Raw genomic sequence first — 24103 nt, forward strand, 5'->3', positions numbered from 1 at the left:
CGGAGAGCATTGCCAACTGGTCAAAACCGCGCCGACTTGGCACAGTCGAGCAAACAGGAGTCTTTCATGGCAAAGAAGCCGTCCGCGACCAAACCCCGGCCCTGGCCCGAGATGGCGACGCATCTGGTCGATGTCGCGATGGGGCGCACGCCCGCCGACCTCGTCATCCGCAACGGGCGTTGGGTGAATGTCCATTCCGGCGAGATCATTGCGGGCACCGACATTGCCATCGCCGGCGGCCGCTTCGCCTATTGCGGGCCGAATGCCGGTCATGCCATCGGCCAGGGCACGAAAGTGGTTGATGCCGGCGGGCGCTATCTGGTGCCGGGCCTTTGCGACGCGCATATGCATGTCGAGAGCGGCATGGTGACGGTCACGGAGTTCTGCCGCGCCGTCATCCCGCATGGCACCACCTCGCTGTTCATCGATCCGCATGAGATCGCCAATGTGCTTGGCTTGCCGGGTGTGCGGCTGATGCATGACGAGGCGGTCGCCATGCCCGTCAACGTGCATGTGCAGATGCCGTCCTGCGTGCCTTCGGCGCCGGGGCTGGAACATGCCGGTGCCGAATTGACGGTCGCTGATGTCGTCGAGGCTATGACCTGGGAGAACATTATCGGACTCGGCGAAGTGATGAATTTCCCTGGCGTCGCCGCCAATGATCCGGTCATGTCCGGAGAGATCGCCGCGACGGTGAGGGCGGGCAAGACAGTCGGCGGACATTACGCCTCGCGCGATCTCGGCCTGCCGTTCCACGGCTATGTCGCCGGCGGGCCTGAGGACGATCATGAAGGCACGCGCGCCGAGGACGCCATTGCCCGGGTCCGCCAGGGCATGAAGGCGATGCTGCGGCTGGGCTCGGCCTGGTATGATGTTGCCTCGCAGATCAAGGCGGTGACGGAAGGTGGCATCGATCCACGCAATTTCATCCTCTGCACCGACGACAGCCATTCCGGCACGCTTGTCCACGAAGGCCATATGGACCGGGTGGTCCGCCATGCCATTCAACAAGGCTTGAAGCCGGTGACGGCGATCCAGATGGCGACGCTCAACACCGCCCAGCATTTCAGGCTGGAGCGCGAGATCGGTTCGATCGCGCCGGGACGGCTCGCCGACCTCCTGATCGTCTCAGATCTGGCGGCAATGACCATCGACGAGGTCTATGCTCGCGGCGTCAGGCTGGCCAAGGGCGGCAAGCTGGAAATCGACATTCCGGCCTATGACTATCCCAGAACGGCCAAGAACACAGTCAAACTCGGCAAGAAGCTCAAGGCAGACGATTTCGACATCGCCGCCCCCAAGGGTGCCAACGAGGTGCGGGTGCGCGTCATCGGCGTCATCGAGAACCAGGCGCCGACGCGGGCGCTGGAGGCCGATCTGCCGGTGGAGGACGGGCTGGTCGCCATGGATCGCCGCAACGATGTCTGCCAGATTGCGCTGGTCGAGCGCCACAGGGGCACAGGCGGCGTCACCAACGCGTTCGTCTCCGGCTTCGGCTATATGGGCGATTGCGCGATGGCCTCCAGTGTGGCGCATGATGCGCACCACATCATCGTCGTCGGCACCAACAAGCAGGACATGGCGCTGGCGGTCAATCGACTGGGTGAGGTCGGCGGCGGCGTGGTGCTGTTCTCCAGCGGTAAGGAGCTGGCGCTGGTCGAAATGCCGATCGCCGGGCTGATGTCGGACGAACGCGCGGAAATCGTCGCGGCCAAGGCGGAGAAACTCACCGAGGCGATGCGCAAGATGGGCTGCTCCCTCAACAACGCCTACATGCAGCATTCGCTGTTGGCGCTGGTCGTCATTCCGGAATTGAGGATTTCCGATGTCGGCCTGATCGACGTGACGACCTTCCAGAAAGTCGACCTGTTCGTCTGAAATCAGTGCCCTCGAAGGTCAGCCGGGGCGCGAGACGTTCTGCGCAAACATCACGCGATGGCCGTCCGGTGTCCGCACCCCCATCTCGCGCATGTCCCATGGCTGCGTCGTCGGCGGGAAGAGGATGTCGGCGCCGCGCTCGCTGATGTCCCGGTGGAACAGATCGATCGCGTCGACTTCGACATAGCCGAAATATTGGTGGTCGCCGAGGTCGCGGGGAGGGATCGCGTCCGGGCAACTGCCCAGGCGGATCAGGCATTCGTCGCGCTGAACGAAGACCCAGCCTTCGGGTTCGAGGACCCTGGCAAAGCCCATGACGTCCACCCACCACTTTGCCGTGGCACCTGCGTCCGGCACCGCCAGTACAAAACTCGTATGCTGAAGGGCCATGGCGTGGCTCCCTTGTTCAGCCCCCCGTGGCGATGGTCAACACCCTGAAAGGCGTGGTGATGACGACCTCGGCGACGGAACCGACGGCCTTGCCGAGGCCTTGGCCGATATTGTTGAGCTGTGCCGGGTCAGGTTCTTCCGATGCCAGGCCGGCCGGGGTGCGCAGGCGGTTGCCGAGCAACTGCACCAGGATCGGATTGTCGGCGAATTTGGCATGGTTCAACCGGTCGCCGCCCTTGGTCTGGCTGAGGTCGACCACAGACACGCCATAGCTGGCGAGGTCGGCCGCATCGCCATAGTCACCGACGCGCGGCTTGTCGCCCGAGATCAGCGACGAAAGCTTCAGAGCCCGATCGTCGGCGGAAAGCAGGATGGCGAACGGCCTGTCGGGCTTGCCGTAGCGGATCATCTGCTTCTTGAACACGTCGACATCGATGTCCGGCGAGGCCAGGATGACATAGCCGATCTTGCCGCCGAGATCGCGGTCGCCGGTGATGGCAAGCTGGCGCAGCGCCTCCATCGTCACCCAGGTTCCCATCGAATGGGCGATGATGTCGATGCTCTTGACCCGCGTTTTGGCCAACATTCGCAGCGTCGCCTCAAGATCGTCGCGCGCGGCGTTGGCGCTTTCCTTGTCATAGATATAGCCGGTGGTCTTGCCGCTCGACGCCCAGGAGAACAGCACCGGCGTTCCAGGATATTTCGTATCATGCACAATCTGCGTCAGCCTATAGATGCCGTCGTCGAAACCGTTGTTGAAACCATGCACGAAAACCAGCGCGCGGTCGCCGCGCATGGTGATGTTGGCGCCGACCGCCTTGGCGAATTGCGGAGCGCCCTCGTAATAGGTGACGCGGGTGGCGGTGAAATCCTTCGCCGGATTGCTCTCCGCGGATCCCTTGGCTCGCTCGATGGCGCCCACCTGATGGGTCTTGGGAACAGTCACATCGACGCTGGCATAGCTGGTGGTCAGCGAGCGATCGCCGTCAAACACCTGTCGCGGGTCTTTGGTCGCTTTCTGGCGGGTGGTGGCGACGAAAATCTCATGTGTGGCCGCGATGTCTGAGGCCGGCGCCGCGACTGTCGTCTTGTTGAGAAGGTCGTGTGTATTCCGGCCGGCGCAGCCGGTGACAGCGAGCGCCAACGCAACGACGATGAAAATCTTCGAACGCACGGTCGCGTTGGCTCCCGCAGGGGGTTCACGATGTTTTGAACTGTTTCGATAAAGCCAGCAGCCGGCCCGGTCCAGTTGAAAGTGATCCGATGGTGCCGCAATCGTGAACAAGCACGACGAAGGCCTTACTGCGTGAGCAGGTTGATGCGGTCGGTCACTTCCCGGTCGCTGGCAAATCCGTCATCCTCGCGCAAGCGCTGACCGATCATCTTCACCAGGGCAGGATTGTCGGCGAACTTGGTGTGGTTGAACCTGTCCGATCCCTTGACGCTGGAAAGATCGACGACGGTCACGCCGTAGGAGGCAAGGTCGGCGGCGTCCTTGTAGTCGCCGACGCGCGGCCGCGAGCCGGCGATCAGGCCGGAGAGCCTGAGCGCCCGGTCGTCGTCGGACAGCAACAGGATGAAAGGCTTGTCGGGCTTGCCGTAGCGGCGCATCTGGCTCTTGAACACGTCGACATCGATATCGGGCGAGGCCAGCACCACGTCGCCGAGCTTGCCGCCGAGATCGCGGTCGCCGGTGATGGCGAGCTGGCGCAGCGCCTCCATGGTCACCCAGGTTCCCAGCGAATGGGCGACGATGTCGATACGCCGCGCCCCGGTCTGGGCCAGCGTCCTCAGCGTCACCTCCAACTGGTCGCGGGCGGCACTGGCGCTCTCCTTGTCGTAGACGTAGTCGGTGGTCTTGGCGCCCGAAGCCCAGGAAAACAGCACCGGCGTGCCGGGGTAGCCGGAATCTTGGACGATCTGGGTGAGGCGGTAGACGGCGCTGTCGAAGCCGGTGTTGTAGCCGTGGACGAAGACCATGACGCGGCCGCCGCGCGCGGCGATATCGGTGTTGAGCGCGCTGGAGAACTGCGGCTGGGTATCGTAGCCGACGACCTCCGAGGCCATGAAATACTTCGCCGGGTCGTTCGACTTGCCGCGTGAACGCCGTTCGATCTGCCCGGTCTGGTGGATACCCGGCACGGTGACGTTGACGCGGGCGTAGTTCAGCGTGGCCGAGCGCTCACCGTCGAAAACCGTGTTGGGGTCGTCGGAGCGCTTGCGCGTCGTGGCGATGAAGATCGAGTGGTTGCCGGCGATTTCGGTCACCGGCGAGGACACGATGGCGCTGCCGAGCAGCTCCTCGGTTTGCCGGCCACCGCAGCCCGCCATCAGCAAGGCAAGCACAAAAATGCAAATCGTCTTCAAATGCACGTAAAAATTCCAATTCCGGCCCGAGGGCCATCCACCTCCGCGACATCTCCCCGACAGGCGAAGTGCGGCGGAAGTAAGTCGTGTCCAGCGGAAATCTGATCGGCGTCTGGCGACAGCCATCGCAGTGTGGCGCGAAAGCCAGAATGGCGGCAGGAAGGCCGACAGCATGAACAAACGCCTCCAAGTGCCTGCAAGGATATTGGGAATTCCCTTGGCGGCACGCATGATGGGCCGGACAATGGCTTTGCAAGGCCGGATATGCAATAGGCGGAGATGAAACGCGCGCAAGGCGATCCCGGATGATCCTGCCATGAACAGTTTTTCTTCTCGCGTCGCTGCCGCCGCTGCCGCGATCCGGCAGATTTTCCCGGAGACGCCGCTGCAGGAAAACGACTATCTGTCGAAGAAGACCGGCGCGCGCATACTGTTGAAACGCGAAGACCTGTCGCCGGTTCGCTCCTACAAGATCAGGGGCGCCTTCAATTTCTTCCGCAAGACGCTCGCTGCCGGCAACGATGCCGAGCTGTTCGTCTGCGCTTCAGCCGGCAACCATGCGCAGGGCTTTGCCTTCGTCTGCCGCCATTTCAGCAGACGAGGCGTTGTCTTCATGCCGGTGACGACGCCGCAGCAAAAGATCGACAAGACGCGGCTGTTCGGCGGCGAATTCGTCGAGATCAGGCTGGTCGGCGATTTCTTCGACGACTGCTACCGCGCCGCCCTGGAATTCACCGAAAGTGCCGGCGCACACATGGTGCCGCCCTTCGACCACAGGGACATCATCGAGGGACAGGCGACCGTCGCCTACGAAATATCAGACCAGATGCCTGGGGCGCGGATGCCTGACATCATCATGCTGCCGGTCGGCGGCGGCGGTCTGGCCGCGGGCGTGACGCATTATTTCGCTGACCGGCGCCGCGACACGCGCTTCGTCTTCTGCGAACCGGCTGGCGCGCCAAGCCTGAACGAAAGCCTCGCCACCGGAAAGCGTGTCAGGCTCGCCAGGGTCGACAATTTCGTCGACGGCGCTGCCGTGGCCGAGATCGGCCGCGAGCCGCTGCGGCATCTCAAGGATTTTCCTGCCGAGGCGGTACGGCTCATCCCGGAAAACCGGCTCTGCGCGACCATGATCGAGATGCTCAACGTCGAGGGCGTGGTGCTTGAGCCGGCCGGCGCATTGGCGATCGACGCGCTGAAGGATTTTTCCAGGAAGGAAATCAGGGGCAAGACCATCGTGGCGGTGGTTTCGGGCGGCAATTTCGATTTCGAGCGGCTGCCGGACGTGAAGGAAAGGGCGCTGCGCTTCGAAGGGTTGAAGAAATACTTCATCATCCGTTTTCCGCAACGACCAGGCGCATTGCGCGACTTCCTCGAAATGCTCGGGCCCGACGACGACATCGCCCGCTTCGAATATCTGAAGAAATCGGCGCGCAATTTCGGCTCGGTGCTGATCGGCATCGAGACCAAGGACCGCCGCAATTTCGATCTGCTCAAGGCGAATTTCGACGCCGAGGGCGTCCAATATCAGGACATTACCGACAACGAGACGCTGGCGGGATTCATCATATGAGCGGGCAATAAAGTGAGTGATCGGGGAAAGGTCTTTGTCGCGCTGTTTTCCGGCATCAATGTCGGCGGCAACCGCATCGTCAAAATGGCGGAACTCAGGTCGTTCTTTGGAGAACTCGGCTTTGCCGACGTCGCTACCTATGTGCAGAGCGGCAACGCGGTTTTCCGGTCGCGCAAGGGCGACGCCGCCAGCCTGACCAAACAGCTGGAAGCCGCCTTCGAGAAGAAGTGGGGGTTCCACTCGCGCATCATGGTGCGCGACCTCGACTGGTTCGAGCGGCTGGTGAAGGAAAATCCCTACCCTGATGTCGTGGGAGAGCCGACGAAGCTGCACGCCTATGTGCTCGAGCGAGCACCGACCGCCGACGAGATCGCACGGCTCGCCGAAAAATGCACCGGTCCCGAAAACTTCGAGATCAAGGGCGACGTGCTTTACCTGCACGCGCCGGACGGGCTCGGCAAATCGGTTTTCGCCAATCTCATCCCGCGCACCCTCAAAGTGCCCGGCACCGCCCGCAACTGGCGCACGGTCCTGACGCTGCTGGAAATGGCCGGCCAGGCCGGCGCTGGCTGAACTCAGGCCACTTAAGCAGCCTGAGCGCGGTTCCAGTCGAAGGTCAGTTCCTCGCGGAAAGCGAAGCGTTTGATATGGTCGGCGACGACTGTTTCCAGACGCTCGAGCGAACCGGCTTCATCTGATGTCACCGCGATATGCAGGGCGGTTGTATTGGCATCCAGAACCGTGCGGCCGAGCGTGAGCTCGATGGCGCCGTGGTTCGGGTCGAACTCGACGGGAAATTTGTGCGCCCAATGCTTGCAGAGCTGCTGCAGGTAGCGGCTGGCATGTTCGGTGGCGACATCGACATGGCTGGTCGGCATGATGGATTCTCCTGGGGCGCGGCGCGCCCGTTACACGATATGACGCCAGCCTTGGGAAGCCGGCGCCACGCCGGACAGATAGGCATCGTTCCGGCAAACGCCATAGCCGCTCCCGATGAGGTGATCGCCTACCAGGCTCCGGTGTTCGCCATCGAGGCCCAGGGCTCGGCCTTGTCCTTGGCCAGGCCTTTCTGCAGCAGCTCGATCGAGATGCCGTCCGGCGACCTGACGAAGGCCATGTTGCCGTCGCGCGGCGGCCGGTTGATGGTGACGCCCTTGTCCATCAGCCGCTGGCAGGTGGCGTAGATGTCGTCGACCTCATAGGCGAGGTGGCCGAAATTGCGGCCGCCCTTGTAATCTTCCGGATCCCAATTGTAGGTCAGTTCGATCAGGGGCGCCTTTTCGGCAATGCCGCTTTGCTCGTCTTCGGACGCGGCGAGGAAGATCAGCGTGTAGCGCCCCTGTTCGTTTTCATGGCGGCGCACTTCCTTGAGGCCGAGCTTGTTGCAGTAAAAATCGAGTGAGGCATCGATGTCGGCGACGCGGACCATAGTGTGGAGGTAGCGCATGTGATTTCCTCGAATTGTTGGGTTGCGGCGGAACATAGGGGCCGCCCGGCCAAAGGGCAATCGCTGCAACAAATCGGGTATTCCGGTATTGAACCGTGAAAAAAGGCACGTCAGGTCTTGCACACCCGGGAAGGCGCGGTGTTAATCTCATGTCAAGAATCAGTTGTGGTGTTCTTGGCAAAAGGGGGCGTTCTTATGGGGGAAAAGGCCTCTTTCATGGGGCGGGACGGGACTGGTAGCGACGCCTTGAATCAGGACGAGAGGGGCGACGCGGCAGACCTCGTCGAAGTTGCGGGCGCCATCAAATGGTTCGACGTGGCCAAGGGCTACGGTTTCATTCTCCCGGATGACGGCTCTTCAGGCGATATCCTCCTTCACGTGACCTGTCTTCGCAAGGACGGCTTCCAGACGGCACTGGAAGGCGCGCGCGTTGTCTGCCTCGTCAAGCATGGCGAGCGCGGCTTGCAGGCGTTCCGTGTGCTCTCCATGGATGTCAGCACCGCGATCCATCCGGCGGAAATGCAGGATCAGCGCACACATGTCTCGGTCACGCCGGAAAGCGGTCTCGAACGGGCGCTGGTGAAATGGTTCAACCGAACCAAAGGGTTTGGCTTCCTGACCCGGGGCGAGGGCACCGAGGATATTTTCGTCCATATGGAGACGCTGCGTCGCTACGGCATCACCGAGCTCAGGCCCGGTCAGGTCGTGCTGGTTCGCTTCGGACGTGGCGACAAAGGCCTTATGGCTGCCGAAATTCACCCGGATATGGGGACCTTGCCGGTCTCGCATTAGGACGATTTCCGGCCGAGGACTTTGAATGGCTCACAGGAACTGGTTGACGGCGAGTGCGCTCTGTGCCGCGATCGCCGTCATCGTCGCCACCGGCGTTTTTTTCTATTCGCAGCAGCCGACTTCGGCGGACGGCCGGGCAATGATACTTCCCGTCGATCCGCAGCCGCTGATCGCGGTGACGAAGGGCGGCGAACGCTCCTTCTCCATCGAGGTCGCCGACACCTCCGCCGAGCGCGAGGCCGGCCTGATGTTTCGCGAACAGATGGCAGACGATCACGGCATGCTGTTCGTGTTCGAGGCGCCCAGGGAGGTGAATTTCTGGATGAGGAATACGCCGCTGCCGCTCGACCTGATCTTTGTCGGCCAGGACGGCAAGATCCGCTCGATCAAGCGAGGCGAGCCGGAATCCGAGGCGATCGTCTCGTCCGGCCTGCCGGTGCGCTTCGTGCTCGAGCTCAAGGCGGGCACCGCGGCCAGGGAGGGCATCGAATACGGCGACCTGTTGCGCCATCCGGCAATCGGCACCGCTCCCGGGTCCGGAATGCGGCCGGCGGACAAGGGCGACGCGCCGAACGTCGGCGGCAACTGATACAACCGATGCATGTCGCCCAAAAAGCCTGCCCTCGGGGCTTGACCCCGAGGATGCGCAGCGTTTTTGGGGTAACGACATGCATGAAAAACGACATGCGTGAAAAGAGACCTTTCGCCGATGCAGTTTTTCTCCCATGACGGGTTCGATCTTGCCTTCCTCGATCGCCAGCCGGCGTCGGGCAGAGGCGATCCGGTGCTGATGATCCACGGCTTCGCTTCGAGCCACTACGTCAACTGGGTGTCGCCCGGCTGGTTCAAGACGCTGAACGATGCAGGCTACCGCGCCATCGCCTTCGACAATCGCGGCCATGGCTCTTCGTCGAAGAGCTACGAAGAGGCCGACTATACGCCGGACCGGATGGCGTCGGACGCTGCTGCCCTGCTTGACCATCTCGGTATCGAACGCGCCCATGTGATGGGCTATTCGATGGGAGCGCGGGTGTCGGCATTCCTGGCGCTTTCCGACCCGGAAAGGGTGGCGACACTGGTCTTGGGCGGCCTTGGCATCGGGCTGGTCGATGGCGTCGGCGACTGGGATCCGATCGCCGATGCGCTGCTGGCCGAGGATACGAGCAGGATCAGCCATGCGCGCGGCCGCTCGTTTCGCGCCTTCGCCGACCAGACCCGAAGCGACCGCCGGGCGCTCGCCGTCTGCATTGTCGGTTCCCGGGCATCGATGAGCGAGGACGATGTCGCGCGCATTGCCCAGCCGACCCTGATTGGCGTGGGGACCAGGGACGACATCGCCGGCTCGCCGGACGAACTGGCCGCCTTGATGCCGAATGCCAGGGCCTTCCATATCGAGGGTCGCGACCACATGCTGGCGGTCGGGGACAAGAGCTTCAAGCAGCGGGTGCTGGAGTTCTATGCCGAAAACCCACTCTGAGCGAGTGGCTACATGAAGCGGTGCCGATCGAAGTGCCGCAAGCCGCAGAATCCCTAAGCCTGAGACATTCAACTTGCCATGGTCGATCTTCTCGTCACTTACATGGAGATGACCGGGCCGCCCTTCGGTGACGGTCTTGTTGCCCCTGCACAGGGCACTGCCGTTGCCCGCGAAATGCTTGATGTAGCCGATTACATAAGCCTTTACCGTGCGGTTGGCGAGGCTGTGCAATGGGATCAGCGGTTGCGCCTGCCATCCGAGGAGCTCAAGCGCCTTCTCGCCAGGCCGTCGACGCATCTCCATGTCTTGCGCGTTGACGGCGAGAGCGCCGGCCTGTGCGAATTCACCGGCATTGGCCAGCCGGTCGTCGAGCTGGCCCATTTCGGACTGGTCCCCGCCTTCCAGGGCCGCAAGCTCGGGCCGTATCTGCTGGATTGGTCGCTTCGTGCCGCCTGGTCGATGCGCCCGGAAAAGATATGGCTTCACACCGACACCCACGACCATCCGGTCGCGCAATCGGTTTACAGGCGCGCCGGGTTCAAGGCCTATGCGCAACACATGGAGACTTTTCCGGATTAGGAGGCCAGCCCGAGCGCCTTGAGCGAGCGCGCCATATTTTGCCTGGCCTGCGGTTCGAACCTCTGCCGGAATTCCTGCGTGTGGAAAATATGCGGGCGGGCAAGGAAAGTCTTCAGGACCGCACCGCGGCCGGCGCGCCACATCGGCTCATCGACCCAGCCATACTCCCGGCGCACCGCTTGCTCATAGGCGTCGAAGGCATCCGGCGCCGCACCCAGGATCGCCAGGTCCATGTCGAGGAAAAGTGCTGCGTCGCGGATAAAATCCCCACTGCCAGGGCTTTGAAGGCTGGGCAACTCATGCGTGGCGGTGGCTGATATCATCGCCGCGATGCGCTCCAGACGCTCCGCACCCGTTCGGCCGGCGAGTTTTCTCCCGGCGAGCGCGGCACTCCTGGCCTCGTTGTCCTTGGCCCGGCTGTCATAGATGGCGTCGTGGAACCAGATCGCCGCTTCGACGGCTTCAGGGTCGCTCAGCAACGCCCGATACTCGCCTGCCAGCGCCAGCATTGCCTCGATATGGGCGAGGTTGTGATAGTGGCGGTCCTTTGCCCGATAGAGCGCGGCAAGCTCGCGTTTCAGCGGTTCGTCAATCAAGGGTTCGTTTTCCATGGCCGCTTGATTTTCCGTGAACCAAATCCATTTGACAAAGCACTAAGGAAAATTGAGTTCACCCGTGCTATGATCTGGCTTATAGAGCATGTCGCCCAAAAGTGCGCAGCGGTTTTGGGACAACGACATGCTGAAAAACAGCGACTTAATGCGCATCGCTTGAATCTTTTTAATCGAGATGCGCATTAATCGAGATGCGCATTAAGTGCGGCCGGAGAATAGGCAAGCCGGCAGTCCGGAGACGTCAGATGAACAGCATCACCATTGCCCGCCCCACCATGGTGCAGCCAATCGACCCGATCTGGCGCTCGATCCGCGACGAAGCGATGGAAGCGGTCAACCGCGATCCGCTGCTGGCGGCGTTCCTCTATTCGACCATCCTCAACCAGGAAAGCCTGGAAGAAGCGGTCATCCATCGGCTGGCCGAGCGCCTCGACCATCAGGACATCGGTTCCGATCTCATCCGCCAGACATTCAAGGCGATGCTGGCTGACGACAAGGACTGGTCGACGACCGTGCGCGTCGACATCCAGGCCTATTACGATCGCGATCCGGCCTGCGACCGCTTCATCATGCCGGTGCTCTATTTCAAAGGCTTTCACGCCATCCAGACCCACCGTCTGGCGCATTGGCTGTGGATCCAGGGCCGCAAGGATTTCGCGCTCTATCTGCAGAGCCGGTCGTCCTCGGTCTTCCAGACCGACATCAATCCGGCTGCCCGCATCGGCAAGGGCATCTTCCTCGACCACGCCACCGGCTTTGTCGTCGGCGAAACCGCTGTCATCGAGGACGACGTGTCGATCCTGCACGGGGTGACGCTGGGCGGCACCGGCAAGGCCGGCGGCGATCGTCATCCCAAGATCCGCCGCGGCGTGCTGATCGGCGCCGGCGCCAAGATCCTCGGCAACATCGAAATCGGCCATTGCTCGAAAGTCGCGGCGGGCTCGGTGGTGCTGTCGCCCGTGCCGCACAACAAGACGGTTGCCGGCGTGCCGGCCCGCGTCGTCGGCGAGACAGGCTGCGACCAGCCTTCGCGGCAGATGGACCAGCTTTTGCCGTCGCAGACGATGGAGCATGTCGTCAGCTTCGACATCTGACGTCAAAGCGCTCGGAGGCGTACCGCTGAATTCCGGCCGTGCGCGCCGGGTGCTCTGGTTCTCTCGCCAGGGCAATCGCTTCAGATCAATTATCGATCTCGGCGCCGCCCCTCATCCGCCTGACGCGATTGCTCTGGTTCTCTCGCCGGCTTGCCTTTACATCGCCATTGTCGACGTGCCAGAAGCGCTTTCAAACGAATAAGCCCGACGATCGGAGAAGATTTTTGAAGCCGGACGAAATCAGAAAGCTGGACGCCTATTTCAAGCGCGTCTTCCAGAATCCCAAAATCGAGGTGAAGGCGCGGCCGCGCAAGGACGATTCGGCCGAGGTCTATGTCGGCGACGAATTCCTCGGCATCGTCTTCAAGGACGAGGACGACGGCGACTATAATTTCTCGATGGCGATCCTCGACATCGATCTGGCCTGAGCCAGGAGTTTGTGGCTGGTCGAACCTGCGTCGATGCAGGCCGGCCAGTTCTTTACGCTAGAAATTTGTAATAAATACAACGCGCTAATGCCCGGTCTTCAGGATGCGCGCGGCCTCGGCGGCGATGGCCGTATCGAGCGCCTGCCAGTCGCCCAGGAATTCCCTGGGAAAGCGGTAGCTGAGGCTGAGACTGTCGCCGACCTGGATGTCGCGTTGGCAAGGCGCCAGCGATTCCGCCGCACTCGGTCCGCTCAGGCAACGCGCCACGAACGGATCCTTGCCAGGGCGGTTGGCGACCGCCAGCACCTCGTTGAGATAACCTGATTTCTCGGTGAAACCGTAGAGCGTGGTGCCGCCCGGGCCAGGCGTGCCGGGCTGCGCGATCAATCCGCTGTAGATCGGTGCGAAACGGCCGCTCATGTCGCGCGACATCATCTGCTGCTCGAACGACAGGAAGATGATTTTTCTGCGGGCCCCGGTGTGATTGAAATCGTCGCGCGCGGCCGTGCTGTAGCCGTCCATTTCGGGATAGCGCAGATAGAGGTCGAGGCGCGAGGCGATGCCGTCGCGCCGGGCCTGGTCGAAGCGGATGAAATTGGCGGGTACGGCGATGACATTGTTGCCGATGACGACCTCATGGATTGTGGTGTCGTCCGTATAACCGGCCATGGCGATCAAGCGGCCAAACCATTTGCCGCCAAGGCTGATTGCCACCGAAATCAATGCCAGCGTCGCGAACGCGTAGAGCACCCGCTTCATCAGCGTGGAATCGACAACAGTGAGTTGCGGTCCCTCGGCGGCTACTTGCTTCATCGCGATCCCCGACATCGGCCATCTGTCCCAAAGTATCCCTTCGGGTGTCCCCCTTTGGGTGTCCTAGGGCGGCACATCAGGCGCGGCATGGCTCTTGCAGCGCACCTCTCGAACGCGACTGTGCGATTTCATGGTAAATGGATGGTAAAGATGGGTCCGGTCGAACATACACTCTTCGCTTTTATGTTTGGGCTGACGGCGTGCGGCCTGGTCGGATCGGCAATGGAGCTGATATCGGGCCGCCGGCTTGCCTTTGCCGAACCCTATGTGTCGCCGAAGCATATGCTGCGCTCACTGGTCGCGACGGCATGCGCCGGCCCCCTGATGTTTGCCAACGACGCCCTGGACGCCTGGCGGGAAGGCCATATTTCGACATTGGCGCTTATCTCCTGCGGCTGCACCGCGACGATCTGGGCGTTGGCTTTGGGTATCGCGCTGATCGACATTGCATCCCGGGCCGGCACGCTTCTAGTCTCTGCGAACCTTTAGTGCATGTCGCGCAAAAGCATGCCCTTGGGCTTGACCCGAGTGTGTGCAGCGGTTTTGCGATAACGACATGTTTAAGGCTTAGTGTGAGACGATTCGGAGGCGAGAAATGCCGCTCTATGCGATCGACGGAAAGGCGCCCGGTTTCGAGGACGCGGACAGCAACTGGGTCGCGCCCGACGCCACGCTGATCGGCGATATCAGGGTCGGCCGCAATGCGGGTTTCTGGTTCGGCGTCGTCATTCGCGGCGACAACGAGCCGGTCGTCATCGGCGCCAACACCAATGTCCAGGAACACACGGTCATGCACACCGATCCCGGCTTCCCCCTGACCATCGGGCAAGGCTGCACGATCGGCCACCGCGCGCTGCTGCATGGCTGCACGATCGGCGACAACAGCCTGATCGGCATGGGCGCCATCGTGCTGAACGGCGCCAAGATCGGCAGGAATTCGCTGGTCGGCGCCGGCGCGCTGGTCACCGAAGGCAAGGAATTCCCCGACAATTCGCTGATCATCGGCTCGCCCGCGCGCGTGGTGCGGGAACTGGACGATGCCGCGGTCGCCAGGCTGCGCGGCTCGGCCGCGCACTACGTCGCCAACGCCAAGCGCTTCAAGGCGGGGTTGAAGAAGGCGTAGGCCAGATCCGATGCCGTTCCATAATCAGCGGAGCCGGCCCGGGGACGGGGCCGGCTCCTAAAACCCGGTCGTTGGGGACGGGGAGGGTGGGGACTCGACCGGGTTTTCTCCTTAAGCGCGTCGCATGAATGCGACGCACTTGACCTCTGTTTTATGCATGTCGTTGTCCCAAAACCGCTGCGCACTTTTGGGCGACACGCATTGGCGTCCTTCAGCGGACGCTGGCGACCGCGTCGGAGCGGCCGCCGTTGATCGTTACCCAAACGCCCGAATTCTGGCTCGATTGGCGCTTGAGGTAGGTATAGTTGGTGGCCGTCCAGGGCAACACCTCGGACTTCAGATTGTCGAGAATGAATTCGCCGAGGCTGGTGCGCACGGTCAGCACCGCGTGGCCGTCGCCATTCGGCTGGCGCGCGACCGTCACCAACAGGTCGCCGGCCGGAACGCCGATAGCCATCAACTCGCGGCGCTTCTCCAGCGCATAGTCCTCGCAATCGCCGAACCCGCTGTCGGAATAGGACCAGACCTCTTCCTTGCCCCACTGTTCCATGTCGGTGCGCGGCTCGATCCTGGTGTTGACCGAATTGTTGATGCTCACGATCCTCGCCCACAGCTTGCGGGTCAATTCGACCGGCGCCTGCTTCGGCGTCCTCTGGCTGCATTCCCGCGGCAGCTTCTGGCAGAATTCGTAATGGCCGATCGGCTGTGTGGTGCGGCCGCCGGTATGCATGAAGGCAGGTTCCGCTGCCGCTGCCGTTCCCCATGCGGAAAGCTGCATCGCCATTGCCAAGAGCAACAGCTTGCCCCTCGTCTTTTTCATTGTTCAGTCTCCCCGTTTGAGGAGACAATGACACAGGTGGATTTATTCGGCGCAAAAGCGCGAAGTAGATATTAAGTAAAACGCCCATATAATAAACATAAAATTTGAATCATTTGAGTATAGGATTATTGAGGCATTTCTGGCTGGCTCGTATTCTCGCTCCCCTCGACCCAATCGGACCGGCTTTGGGAAAGTCCCAAGGGCGAACTGGAGGACAAAGCGCGGGCAAGCGGGCCGCGTCGGCTGGCGTGGGCCAACAAAAAACCGGCCGAAATGGGGCCGGTTCGGTTTGTGCAAGTGTTGCCGTCCGTCAGACGCCGGGGGCGTTGAATTCGGAATCGAGTGTTTCCGGCCGCTGGATGACCGCGAACTCGATGGCGACGCCGTCCTCGAAATGCCGCACCACCTGGCCGCGCATCGTGCCCAGCATCACCTGGACGCCGATCGCCGGCTTGACGTCGATCTCGATCGCCGCACCGGAAAGCGACAGGTCGATGATGCGGCACTGGTACTGGCGTCCGTCTGTAAGCTGAAGCACGCTTGTCGGGTTGCGCGGCGCCACGCGTTCATGACGGCGGTCTTCCGGCAGGTCAAGTTCGTGCTTGTTGGCAAGCCAGGTCAATTGCGCGGCGAGCTTATCCCTCTTGCGCTCCGACGCGATGACGGTCATCGCGAAACCATCCTGCAGGGTGCGGGTGATGACGCCTTCGATGCGGCCGATATGGTCGATATAGGCGATGACTTTCTCACCCGGCAAGCCGATGCGCTCGCAGCGCAACGATACATTGCCCGGCGACATGTCAACCACCTGGCACGGATATTCGGTGCGATCCTCCAGCATGAAGCGTCCATAGATTTTCACGCGGACGCGCTGAAAGTTGCGCCTTTCGGCTTGGGACGGCGCGGATTCGACCGCCGCTGACCTCATGACTGCCTGCACCCCGTTTGGCATTCCGCGCGTGATGCGGGAATTTCACGGAAAACTACAGCAAAGCAAGTTAATAAAGGGGAAAGCCTGCCGCCGTTACTTTATGATTTGGCGCTATTCCTCGCGCCCGCCGTCGAATACGACGAGATGACGGATGCGGCGCGCCTGACCGAGCGCCGAAATCGTCTCTGGCGGATCGAATTCCAGGGGAGCGAGCGAAGGCACGTCGATAGCCGGCCTGTTGTTCAGGAACACCGGCTCCTTATCCGGATCGACGACGCGGATCGAATCGATCAAGGCGTCGGCAATCGGGTCCGCGCCCAGCCAGAACGGCTTCTCCGCAGCGCTGATGACGCCGAGGCAGCGCGGATTTTCGACGCCGCCATCGAGCGGCAGGGCGAGCAATTCGAACTTGTTGGAGCGGCCGTTGCGGCTGAACCCCTCATAGGTGACGAGCACCGCGGATTTCTGATCGAAGACGCCATCGATCAGCCTTGCGACGAGCCGCTGGTCCTTCTCGCGCCATAGCGAGGGAAAGGAGAACCCTTTCAGTTCGCGGCCATAGACCGCGCAAAGCCTGGTGCCGGCGAGCCGGAACACCGCTTCGCCGCGCGTGTCCTTTTCCAGGATGAACGTGTCGGCCAGCAGTGACTTGATGTCGGCCGGTTCGACTTCCGAGCGTTTCGGGGCAGGGCGTCCGTCACGCAGCCGGTTCCAATAATGGAACAGCGTGATCGATCCGTTCTGGTTCATGCTATGCTGCTCCGCGCATTCTGTCGTCTGATGTCCCATCGGTGAACAGAAGGGCGCCCTCCGATGACCTACATGCGTTGCGGAGCAGGATGCGTGCCAGCGTCGTTAACACTTGTTCACGGGTCGGGGCCGTTAAGGTTAACAAGTGGTTTACGTTGCGTCCGACAGGGGCCCGTGACACACCAAAACCACTCCAGAAGCGGTCGTTTCGTGACGATCGGCAGCAACTTCAGTCAAGAGTTTGGGGGTCGGGGACTCGACCAGCCGTTCAAGGGAAACCTTGGACGGCTTCTTTTTGATTCGCGCCCCGCTTTGATTCGCAGGGACGATTCGCCATTTGTGATTTTGCCGGCCGTGGCCTAGATGCTCGCCAAGTCGAATCCTGGGACCAAGTGCAAATGAGTGAACCAGTAAGGCAGTCGGACATCGAACAGGGCGAACCGCGCGAGCCGGAGGAGCAGCGCCGTGAGCCGGTGTTCAATATGCCGCCTGTCGTGCTGGCGGTGATCGGTATTTGCGTCGCCGTTCACCTGATCCGGGTCTATGTGCTGACGGACCAGCAGGACCTGTCCCTGCTGATCCGTGCGGCCTTCATTCCGATCCGCTATTCCGGCCGCTTCGACCTTGATTTCTATGCATTTTCGAGCCCGTTCACCTATGCCTTCCTGCATGGCGGTCTTGCCCATCTCGCCATCAATATGGTGTGGTTGGCGGCTTTCGGCTCGCCACTGGCGAACCGCTTCGGCGCGCTTCGTTTCAGCCTGTTCTTCGCCGCGACCGGACTGGCGGCGGTGGTGCTGTTCTGGGCCGTGTATCCGCTCGGCCAGGCGCCGCTGGTCGGCGCGTCGGGCGCGATATCGGGCATGATGGGGGCCGCCGCACGCTTTGGCTTCCGCATCGACCGTTCGTCCGGCAAGGCCGCCTTTGCAGGCGCGCCGTTGCCGATGGCCGAGGTGTTGCGCTCGCGCGGCGTTGTGACCTTTCTCGCGGTGTGGATGGTGATCAACCTCGCCACCGGCCTCCTCGGCGCACCGGGGGTCGACGGCCAGATCGCCTGGGAAGCGCATATTGGCGGCTTTGTCGCCGGCTTCTTCGGCCTGCGGTTTTTTGATCGGCGTCAGCAGGCGGAGGAATTCACGGTCTGAGACCGCGCACACTTGAAATGCAACCGATCGCGGCGCACCATGTTCACTCTTATGTGAAAGCCGGTCAGGGCAGGAGCCGGCAAGTAAAGCTGAGGAGGACGCCATGACTGTTAAGGCAATTCTCGAGAAAAAAGGCCATAACGTGTTGACGTGCGGGCCGAACGAAAAGCTGAGCGAGGCCATTCGCATCCTGACCGAACACAGGATCGGCGCGCTGGTCATCACCAATGGCGATCACAAGATCGTCGGCATTCTTTCCGAGCGCGACGTCGTGCGGGTCCTCGCCAAGGAAGGTGCCGCCGCACTCGATATCGCGGTGCGTTCGGCGATGACGCCCAAGGTGAAGATCTGCAATGAGAACCACACCGTCAACGAGGTCATGGAGATCATGACCAAGGGCCGTTTCCGCCATCTGCCGGTGGAAAAGGACGGCCTGCTCGACGGCATCGTCTCCATCGGCGACGTGGTGAAACGGCGCATCGAGGATGTCGAGCGCGAGGCCGAGGAGATCCGGGCCTATATCGCCACGGCATAGAGCGGCGGGAGAAACCCGCCGACCGATGCCGGCCGGCGGATTTGCCTTCTACCTGTTGTCGAGTTCGGCGCGGACGAGTTGGAGTCCGCGCCGGGTGATGCGGTAAGGCCCGCCGCCCGCCGAGGAAACCGCTCTCTTCCGCTTCAGTTTTCGAAACAGACCAAGGTCGACGCCCGGATAACGCCAGCCATCGCGGGTCAGGCATTTGACGGAGGCGATCCGTTTCTTCTCGTTCTTTTCGATTTCGATGCGCCCGCCCTGCGCAAGCAGGTGCAGGATGCGCTGTTCAGTGCGCGATATGTCCATGTGATGGAATTCCCGGGAAAACAGAAAATGCCGCCGCCGCGAGAGTTCGCGGCACGGGGTTTCAGGTTTTCTGCCCTGCCTCGTCAGGAGGTCAGGGCCTTACCGGGACTGAGCGTAAGTGGACATCCACTCTCCATTGGGACGAGCCGCATATAGGCGAAAGCGGCGGAAAACGCCAGCCTGTGGCTTTGCGCTTGTCTCGCGGAACGGTTTGCACTAGCGAAGGCCAACACTCAAATTTGCGAAAATCGCAATTCTCGCGAGCTACGAACGCAGGCCAATATGACCCTCATCGACACCCGCACGCCCGACGCCAAGCGCCTGATTTCTGGCGCCACCGGCGATTGGGAAATCATCATCGGCCTCGAAGTGCACGCGCAGGTGACCTCGGAGGCAAAGCTGTTTTCCGGCGCCTCGACGACGTTCGGTGCGGCGCCCAACGCCAATGTCAGCCTGGTCGATGCGGCGATGCCGGGCATGCTGCCGGTGATCAACGAGGAATGCGTCAAGCAGGCGATCCGCACCGGGCTGGGGCTCAAGGCCGAGATCAACCACAAGTCGGTCTTCGACCGGAAGAATTATTTCTATCCCGATCTGCCGCAGGGCTATCAGATATCGCAGTTCAAGCAGCCGATCGTCGGCGAGGGCAAGGTGACCGTTTCGGTCGGCCCCGACAGGCAGGGTGAGTTCGAGGACATCGAGGTCGGCATTGAGCGGCTGCATCTGGAACAGGATGCCGGCAAGTCGATGCACGACCAGCATCCGACCATGTCCTATGTCGATCTCAACCGCTCGGGCGTGGCGCTGATGGAGATCGTCTCCAAGCCCGACATGCGCTCCGCCGACGAGGCCAAGGCCTATGTCACCAAGCTGCGCACCATCGTGCGCTATCTCGGCACTTGCGATGGCAACATGGACGAAGGTTCGCTGCGCGCCGACGTCAACGTGTCGGTGCGCAAGCCCGGCGGCGAATTCGGCACGCGTTGCGAGATCAAGAACGTCAACTCGATCCGCTTCATCGGCCAGGCCATCGACTTTGAAGCGCGCCGGCAGATCGCCATTCTCGAGGATGGCGGCAAGATCGACCAGGAAACGCGGCTGTTCGACCCCAACAGGGGCGAGACGCGCTCCATGCGCAGCAAGGAAGAGGCGCATGACTACCGCTATTTCCCCGATCCGGATCTTTTGCCGCTGGAGTTCGACCAGGCCTATGTCGACGCGCTGGCGAAGGACCTGCCGGAGCTCCCGGACGACAAGAAGGCACGGCTGATCGCCTCGCTGGGGCTTTCGACCTATGACGCCTCGATCCTGGTGTCGGAAAAGGCGATCGCCGACTATTTCGAGAAGGTCGCGACAGGACGCGACGGCAAGCTTGCCGCCAACTGGGTCATCAACGATTTTCTGGGCGCTCTGAACAAGGCCGGAAAAGACATTGAAAACGCACCGGTTTCGCCCGACCAGCTCGGTGCTGTCATCGACCTGATCAAAGAAGGCACCATTTCCGGCAAGATCGCCAAGGATCTGTTCGAGATCGTCTGGAACGAGGGCGGCGACCCGCGCCAGCTCGTCGAGAGCCGCGGCATGAAGCAGGTCACCGATACCGGCGCCATCGAGAAGGCGGTCGACGAGGTGATCGCCGCCAACCCGGACAAGGTCGAGCAGGCACGCGCCAAGCCGACCATGGCCGGCTGGTTCGTTGGCCAGGTGATGAAGGCGACGGGCGGCAAGGCCAATCCGCAGGCGGTCAACGACCTGGTCAAGGCCAAGCTCGGCATTGACTAGGGCCATGTTCGTCCGCACCGCCAGCGAGCGTGATCTTGTTGCGGTTAAGGCGCTATTGGTCGAGACATGGCACGCCACCTACGACGCCATCTACGGCGTCCCCAAGGTCACCGCGATCACGGGGCATTCGATCGCCTCTCTCAGGGCGCGGTTGACGCGGCCGAACTCCGAGTTCCTGGTGGCCGACGATGGCAAGCGCATCGGCGGCATGGCCTTCGCGGCAGCCACCACCGACCAGAAGATCATCCTGCTGAACCAGCTCTATGTGCATCCGGACTGCCAGAGGCAAGGGTTCGGCCAGGCGCTGCTGGAGGAGGTCGAGGCTTGTTTCCCGGAGGCGCGAACGCTGCGTGTCGAGGTGGAAGAGGCAAATGCGCCGGCCATCGCCTTCTATCGCTCGAAAGGGTTTCTGCCCGCCGGCAATATCGCCGACTGTGGCGGTGGGACGCTGATTTTCGAGAAGGCGATCGGATAGGTGCCGCCCCGGACGATGTGGCCGACACCTGCGGTTTGCCTGGCGCCGGCATTGTCGCGGTATCTCGCCGGCGCATCCTTCTTGATGCGGACATAGCCGCCGCCGCGGCTATGCTCGCGGGTATATAGCCGTTTTTCAGGGCTTCTTCGGCCTTATGATGTCGAGCTTTTTTATCGGAACGGCTACTTTTGGTGGCTGGACCGAACTTGTTCCATCATCGACGGCCAATTCGCCGATGTTGAGATAGCGCACGGTGTAGCGCAGCTCGTAAGCCGGAACGCTGATCCATGTCGGCTTGGGATTGAACTTGTCTGGAGGCCGTGAATACCACTTCGGAATCCGCATGATTTGCGGACCGGCGCCAAAGCCGGCCGTCCTGGCCGATACCGCGAAAGCGCTGTCCCTGGGATTGTTCGGCGGCTGGTCGACATTGCCGATGACGGCGAGCAGATCGTATTTTCGCGCATCGAGCCTGACTGCAGGAAGGTTCAGCGCCGCCACGTCGCCTTCGCGCATCGTCAGCGCCTTCTGACGGCCGTCGTGGTTGGCGTAGACATTGAGATGGATGCTCTCCGAATCCGCGTAAAGCATGCTGTTGTGGGAACCGCGGGCGGTCAGCCGCGTGAGGCTGTCGAACGTCACTTCGATTGTCGGCCTGGCGACAGCGTCCGTCAACAGGTTGCGCCGCGGCACGGTCCAGAAGATGAGATCGTCGCCCGTGGCTTGCGTGCCGGCGTCGGAGCCATCGATGGCCGAGCATTTCGAATTCGGTACCGGCGTTGTTACAGGCAGGGGCGCTGAAAACGAGCTGCGCACCTGTGCATCGATGTAATTGCCGACATTGAACACGTCTTCGAGGATGTTTCCGCCTTCGAAGCTCGCCGGGCCTGGTTGTGAGCGGATAATGACTTGGCTGGAATCTGTCTGCCAGTTGTTACAGAAGACGTTGACGTCGATGGGAATGCCAATATGACGGTCGGACGTCACAGGGATCGAGACCTTGATGGTCAGGATATACGGAACTTTGACAAACCAGCTGTTCGGCTGGTTCGGCATCTCCGTCGCAAACCGCGATGGCCGCCATTGTTGCAGCGATTCGATCGATGCACGTGACGAACGTCCCTGAGCACTGAGCTGTGCGTTGGTGGCGTCGACCTTCGCCTGCGCCAGGTTGCGGACGGTGTTGGTGATCAGGAAGACGCCGAGCTCGGCTTTGCAAGGCGCATTGGATTGCGCGGCGTTGCATCGAACAAGCGTCGGACTCGGGACCGGTGGCCCCGGAGGCGGCGGCTGGGCGGCCGCAACGGCCGCGATCAGGCAGAACAACAGGGTCGTGCAGGTTTTCAACATGATATCCTCGCTCAATCGTTGGAACCGACCTTCCGATTGAAGAAGAAGCACTTCGCTGACAGCGTTTCATCGCCCGCACGGGGGACAAATCGCGCAAAAGTCAGGAGCGGCGTCGAGCCTTCGGCCGATTGGCCGCTCCAATCCTGTCAGGATACCAAGCCGGCTTGGTAGCCCGGATTCTGGAAATGAGGCCCACGAGGCCTCGAAAACCTGCGACCTGTCAGGCGCAAAATCAGTTCAAGCGCAGCGGCGGCGACAATTCGCGCATCAGGAGTTCGAGCCCGCGCTGATCGCCGGTGCCGGTCTTGTCGAAGATCGTCGCCAGTTGCGACTTGACGGTGCCGTCCGAGACGCCGCCGGCTGTGGCGATTTCCTTGCGCGTCAGCCCGGCGGCGACATGACCGGCGACGCGCTTTTCCGCCGCGGTCAGTCCGAACAGCGCCGCAATCGCTTCTAGCGCCGGGACCGGCGCGGATCCTGCGGCAGCGATGAAGATGGCGGCGGCGGCGCGCCGCGACAGGCGCGCCGAAATTTCGCGCCGTGCCAGCGGCATGACATGGGCCACCGCCGGAACGTTCGCCTCGGCCAGGGGGATGCTGATGCCGGCAGGCCCGAGAGCGAATTCGTCGCGCCTGCCGATCTGGACGGCGCGGCTGATCGCGGCATTGGCGTGCACATAGGTGAAGGAGAGCTGACCCCGCACGCAGCATACCGAAGTGTTTTCGGCCAGCAGCGCTTGGGCCGCCGGATTGGCGAAGATGATGTTCATGTCGTCGGCGACGATCAGTACCGGATGGTCGAGGCTTTCGACGATCGAGCGAAAAATCTCGGCCTTGCGCCGCTCGGCTTCGAACAGATCACCTATGGTCACCGCGCGCCGCACATGCGGTGCAAGCAGGCAAACCAGGTCGATATCCTCGCTCGATATCTGGCGCCTGTCCTTGTCGGTGACCACCATCAGCGTGCCGATGCGGGCCGGCTGCTTCATCAGCGCCACCCAGAAGAAGTCGTCGAGCCGGTTGGGCTGGACCCATTCACGCACGATGCGGCTTTCCAGCCACTTCTCTCGCGCCCCCGAACCTTGCAGCGCATAGATAGAATCGACAGTGAAGGGGACGTCGATCTCCATCCTGGGAACGGCGGCATAGAACGGCACTTCCGAGCCATAATCGTGCTTCAACGGCTCCAGGATGGCGGGGTCGCCACAAGATACCGAAAACCGGGCAGAGCTGCTGATCGTGTCGAGGACGGCGAGCATGGCAAGCTGTCCGTCCACCAGCCGGCAAACAGCATCGAGTGTCGACTGCCAGCGGTCGACATCGGCAATCGAATCGTAAATCGCCTCGACGATCTGCGGCAGCGCGCGATCGGTCCTGTTCGCCAGCGAAGACAAAGTTAACTTCCACGATGACCTTGCGTAAGGTCACACACAAC

Annotated in this window: 28 protein-coding genes; 15 read left to right on the forward strand and 13 right to left on the reverse strand. The window is 61.9% G+C overall.

Annotated elements, in window-relative coordinates; translation table 11 throughout:
- Positions 1–66 precede the first annotated feature (66 nt).
- On the forward strand, positions 67–1878 hold the full coding sequence (ade, locus tag MESS2_RS16640) for an adenine deaminase (protein WP_008875551.1): 1812 nt from the start codon (positions 67–69) through the stop codon (positions 1876–1878).
- An 18-nt stretch (positions 1879–1896) separates the two neighbouring features.
- Here ade and MESS2_RS16645 read toward each other — a convergent pair whose 3' ends face one another.
- The 3 genes from MESS2_RS16645 to MESS2_RS16655 all read right to left on the reverse strand — a co-directional run bounded on the left by MESS2_RS16645 (position 1897) and on the right by MESS2_RS16655 (position 4599).
- Positions 1897–2268 (reverse strand): bleomycin resistance family protein, encoded by a 372-nt coding sequence (locus MESS2_RS16645; protein ID WP_008875552.1) that lies wholly within the window; start codon positions 2266–2268, stop codon positions 1897–1899.
- Positions 2269–2284: 16 nt separating this feature from the next.
- A complete protein-coding gene (locus tag MESS2_RS16650) occupies positions 2285–3442 on the reverse strand; it encodes an alpha/beta hydrolase (protein WP_008875553.1) in 1158 nt (385 codons plus the stop codon).
- Positions 3443–3567: 125 nt separating this feature from the next.
- The gene (locus tag MESS2_RS16655) at positions 3568–4599 is read right to left on the reverse strand and encodes an alpha/beta hydrolase (protein ID WP_008875554.1); all 1032 of its coding nucleotides are present in this window, start codon (positions 4597–4599) and stop codon (positions 3568–3570) included.
- A 352-nt stretch (positions 4600–4951) separates the two neighbouring features.
- Here MESS2_RS16655 and ilvA point away from each other — a divergent pair, with 352 nt between their 5' ends.
- Together ilvA and MESS2_RS16665 are read left to right on the forward strand one after the other, a co-directional pair.
- The gene (ilvA, locus tag MESS2_RS16660; protein ID WP_008875555.1) at positions 4952–6208 is read left to right on the forward strand and encodes a threonine ammonia-lyase IlvA; all 1257 of its coding nucleotides are present in this window, start codon (positions 4952–4954) and stop codon (positions 6206–6208) included.
- Positions 6209–6220: 12 nt separating this feature from the next.
- Positions 6221–6781 carry a DUF1697 domain-containing protein gene (locus MESS2_RS16665; protein ID WP_008875556.1) on the forward strand — a complete coding sequence of 187 codons (561 nt, stop codon included), beginning with the start codon at positions 6221–6223 and terminating at the stop codon, positions 6779–6781.
- An 11-nt stretch (positions 6782–6792) separates the two neighbouring features.
- Here the strand turns inward: MESS2_RS16665 and MESS2_RS16670 are convergent, their stop codons facing one another.
- Both MESS2_RS16670 and gloA read right to left on the reverse strand, forming a co-directional pair.
- Entirely contained in the window at positions 6793–7086 is a 294-nt protein-coding gene (locus MESS2_RS16670; RefSeq protein WP_008875557.1) for a DUF2218 domain-containing protein, read from the reverse strand.
- 128 nt (positions 7087–7214) lie between these two features.
- A complete protein-coding gene (gloA, locus tag MESS2_RS16675; RefSeq protein ID WP_008875558.1) occupies positions 7215–7655 on the reverse strand; it encodes a lactoylglutathione lyase in 441 nt (146 codons plus the stop codon).
- Between the two features lie 195 nt (positions 7656–7850).
- Between gloA and MESS2_RS16680 the strand changes: the two genes are divergently transcribed.
- From MESS2_RS16680 to MESS2_RS16695, 4 genes are all read left to right on the forward strand, one after another.
- Positions 7851–8447, forward strand: a complete 597-nt coding sequence (locus MESS2_RS16680; protein ID WP_008875559.1) for a cold-shock protein — start codon at positions 7851–7853, stop codon at positions 8445–8447.
- A 25-nt stretch (positions 8448–8472) separates the two neighbouring features.
- A complete protein-coding gene (locus tag MESS2_RS16685) occupies positions 8473–9036 on the forward strand; it encodes a DUF192 domain-containing protein (protein ID WP_008875560.1) in 564 nt (187 codons plus the stop codon).
- 120 nt (positions 9037–9156) lie between these two features.
- On the forward strand, positions 9157–9924 hold the full coding sequence (locus tag MESS2_RS16690) for an alpha/beta fold hydrolase (protein ID WP_008875561.1): 768 nt from the start codon (positions 9157–9159) through the stop codon (positions 9922–9924).
- A gap of 78 nt (positions 9925–10002) precedes the next feature.
- Positions 10003–10503, forward strand: a complete 501-nt coding sequence (locus MESS2_RS16695) for a GNAT family N-acetyltransferase (RefSeq protein WP_008875562.1) — start codon at positions 10003–10005, stop codon at positions 10501–10503.
- Here the strand turns inward: MESS2_RS16695 and MESS2_RS16700 are convergent.
- Positions 10500–11114 carry an HD domain-containing protein gene (locus MESS2_RS16700; RefSeq protein WP_008875563.1) on the reverse strand — a complete coding sequence of 205 codons (615 nt, stop codon included), beginning with the start codon at positions 11112–11114 and terminating at the stop codon, positions 10500–10502. The genes MESS2_RS16695 and MESS2_RS16700 overlap by 4 nt on opposite strands.
- 248 nt (positions 11115–11362) lie before the next feature.
- Between MESS2_RS16700 and cysE the strand changes: the two genes are divergently transcribed.
- Together cysE and MESS2_RS16710 are read left to right on the forward strand one after the other, a co-directional pair.
- A complete protein-coding gene (gene cysE / locus MESS2_RS16705) occupies positions 11363–12211 on the forward strand; it encodes a serine O-acetyltransferase (RefSeq protein ID WP_008875565.1) in 849 nt (282 codons plus the stop codon).
- Positions 12212–12435: 224 nt separating this feature from the next.
- Complete coding sequence (locus MESS2_RS16710) at positions 12436–12639, forward strand: DUF3126 family protein (protein ID WP_008875567.1); 204 nt, start codon at positions 12436–12438, stop codon at positions 12637–12639.
- 84 nt (positions 12640–12723) lie between these two features.
- Here MESS2_RS16710 and MESS2_RS16715 read toward each other — a convergent pair whose 3' ends face one another.
- Complete coding sequence (locus MESS2_RS16715; RefSeq protein ID WP_040593345.1) at positions 12724–13452, reverse strand: hypothetical protein; 729 nt, start codon at positions 13450–13452, stop codon at positions 12724–12726.
- Positions 13453–13539: 87 nt separating this feature from the next.
- Between MESS2_RS16715 and MESS2_RS16720 the strand changes: the two genes are divergently transcribed.
- Positions 13540–13941, forward strand: a complete 402-nt coding sequence (locus MESS2_RS16720; protein ID WP_425277756.1) for a DUF6949 family protein — start codon at positions 13540–13542, stop codon at positions 13939–13941.
- Positions 13942–14047: 106 nt separating this feature from the next.
- Complete coding sequence (locus tag MESS2_RS16725) at positions 14048–14575, forward strand: gamma carbonic anhydrase family protein (protein WP_008875571.1); 528 nt, start codon at positions 14048–14050, stop codon at positions 14573–14575.
- 211 nt (positions 14576–14786) lie between these two features.
- Here the strand turns inward: MESS2_RS16725 and MESS2_RS16730 are convergent, their stop codons facing one another.
- From MESS2_RS16730 to MESS2_RS16740, 3 genes are all read right to left on the reverse strand, one after another.
- On the reverse strand, positions 14787–15395 hold the full coding sequence (locus tag MESS2_RS16730) for a transglutaminase-like cysteine peptidase (protein ID WP_008875572.1): 609 nt from the start codon (positions 15393–15395) through the stop codon (positions 14787–14789).
- A 310-nt stretch (positions 15396–15705) separates the two neighbouring features.
- On the reverse strand, positions 15706–16323 hold the full coding sequence (locus MESS2_RS16735; protein ID WP_008875573.1) for a PilZ domain-containing protein: 618 nt from the start codon (positions 16321–16323) through the stop codon (positions 15706–15708).
- Between the two features lie 114 nt (positions 16324–16437).
- Positions 16438–17076: a PAS domain-containing protein gene (locus tag MESS2_RS16740; protein ID WP_008875574.1), complete on the reverse strand. Its 639-nt coding sequence runs from the start codon at positions 17074–17076 to the stop codon at positions 16438–16440.
- 398 nt (positions 17077–17474) lie between these two features.
- Between MESS2_RS16740 and MESS2_RS16745 the strand changes: the two genes are divergently transcribed.
- Both MESS2_RS16745 and MESS2_RS16750 read left to right on the forward strand, forming a co-directional pair.
- Positions 17475–18221, forward strand: a complete 747-nt coding sequence (locus MESS2_RS16745) for a rhomboid family intramembrane serine protease (protein WP_008875576.1) — start codon at positions 17475–17477, stop codon at positions 18219–18221.
- 103 nt (positions 18222–18324) lie between these two features.
- Positions 18325–18756 (forward strand): CBS domain-containing protein, encoded by a 432-nt coding sequence (locus tag MESS2_RS16750; RefSeq protein ID WP_008875577.1) that lies wholly within the window; start codon positions 18325–18327, stop codon positions 18754–18756.
- Positions 18757–18804: 48 nt separating this feature from the next.
- Here the strand turns inward: MESS2_RS16750 and MESS2_RS16755 are convergent, their stop codons facing one another.
- Positions 18805–19062: a YjhX family toxin gene (locus MESS2_RS16755; protein ID WP_008875578.1), complete on the reverse strand. Its 258-nt coding sequence runs from the start codon at positions 19060–19062 to the stop codon at positions 18805–18807.
- Positions 19063–19344: 282 nt separating this feature from the next.
- Here MESS2_RS16755 and gatB point away from each other — a divergent pair, with 282 nt between their 5' ends.
- Positions 19345–20844, forward strand: coding sequence for an Asp-tRNA(Asn)/Glu-tRNA(Gln) amidotransferase subunit GatB (gene gatB / locus MESS2_RS16760; RefSeq protein WP_008875579.1), 1500 nt, complete (start codon positions 19345–19347; stop codon positions 20842–20844).
- Between the two features lie 4 nt (positions 20845–20848).
- Complete coding sequence (locus MESS2_RS16765) at positions 20849–21319, forward strand: GNAT family N-acetyltransferase (RefSeq protein WP_008875580.1); 471 nt, start codon at positions 20849–20851, stop codon at positions 21317–21319.
- Between the two features lie 135 nt (positions 21320–21454).
- On the opposite strand, the gene MESS2_RS16770 is transcribed toward MESS2_RS16765, so the two are convergent.
- Together MESS2_RS16770 and MESS2_RS16775 are read right to left on the reverse strand one after the other, a co-directional pair.
- On the reverse strand, positions 21455–22669 hold the full coding sequence (locus tag MESS2_RS16770; RefSeq protein WP_008875581.1) for a hypothetical protein: 1215 nt from the start codon (positions 22667–22669) through the stop codon (positions 21455–21457).
- 232 nt (positions 22670–22901) lie between these two features.
- On the reverse strand, positions 22902–24062 hold the full coding sequence (locus tag MESS2_RS16775) for a helix-turn-helix transcriptional regulator (RefSeq protein ID WP_008875582.1): 1161 nt from the start codon (positions 24060–24062) through the stop codon (positions 22902–22904).
- Between the last annotated feature and the right edge of the window lie 41 nt (positions 24063–24103).

Origin of the sequence: Mesorhizobium metallidurans STM 2683, from assembly GCF_000350085.1 — a bacterium.
Lineage (GTDB): Bacteria > Pseudomonadota > Alphaproteobacteria > Rhizobiales > Rhizobiaceae > Mesorhizobium > Mesorhizobium metallidurans.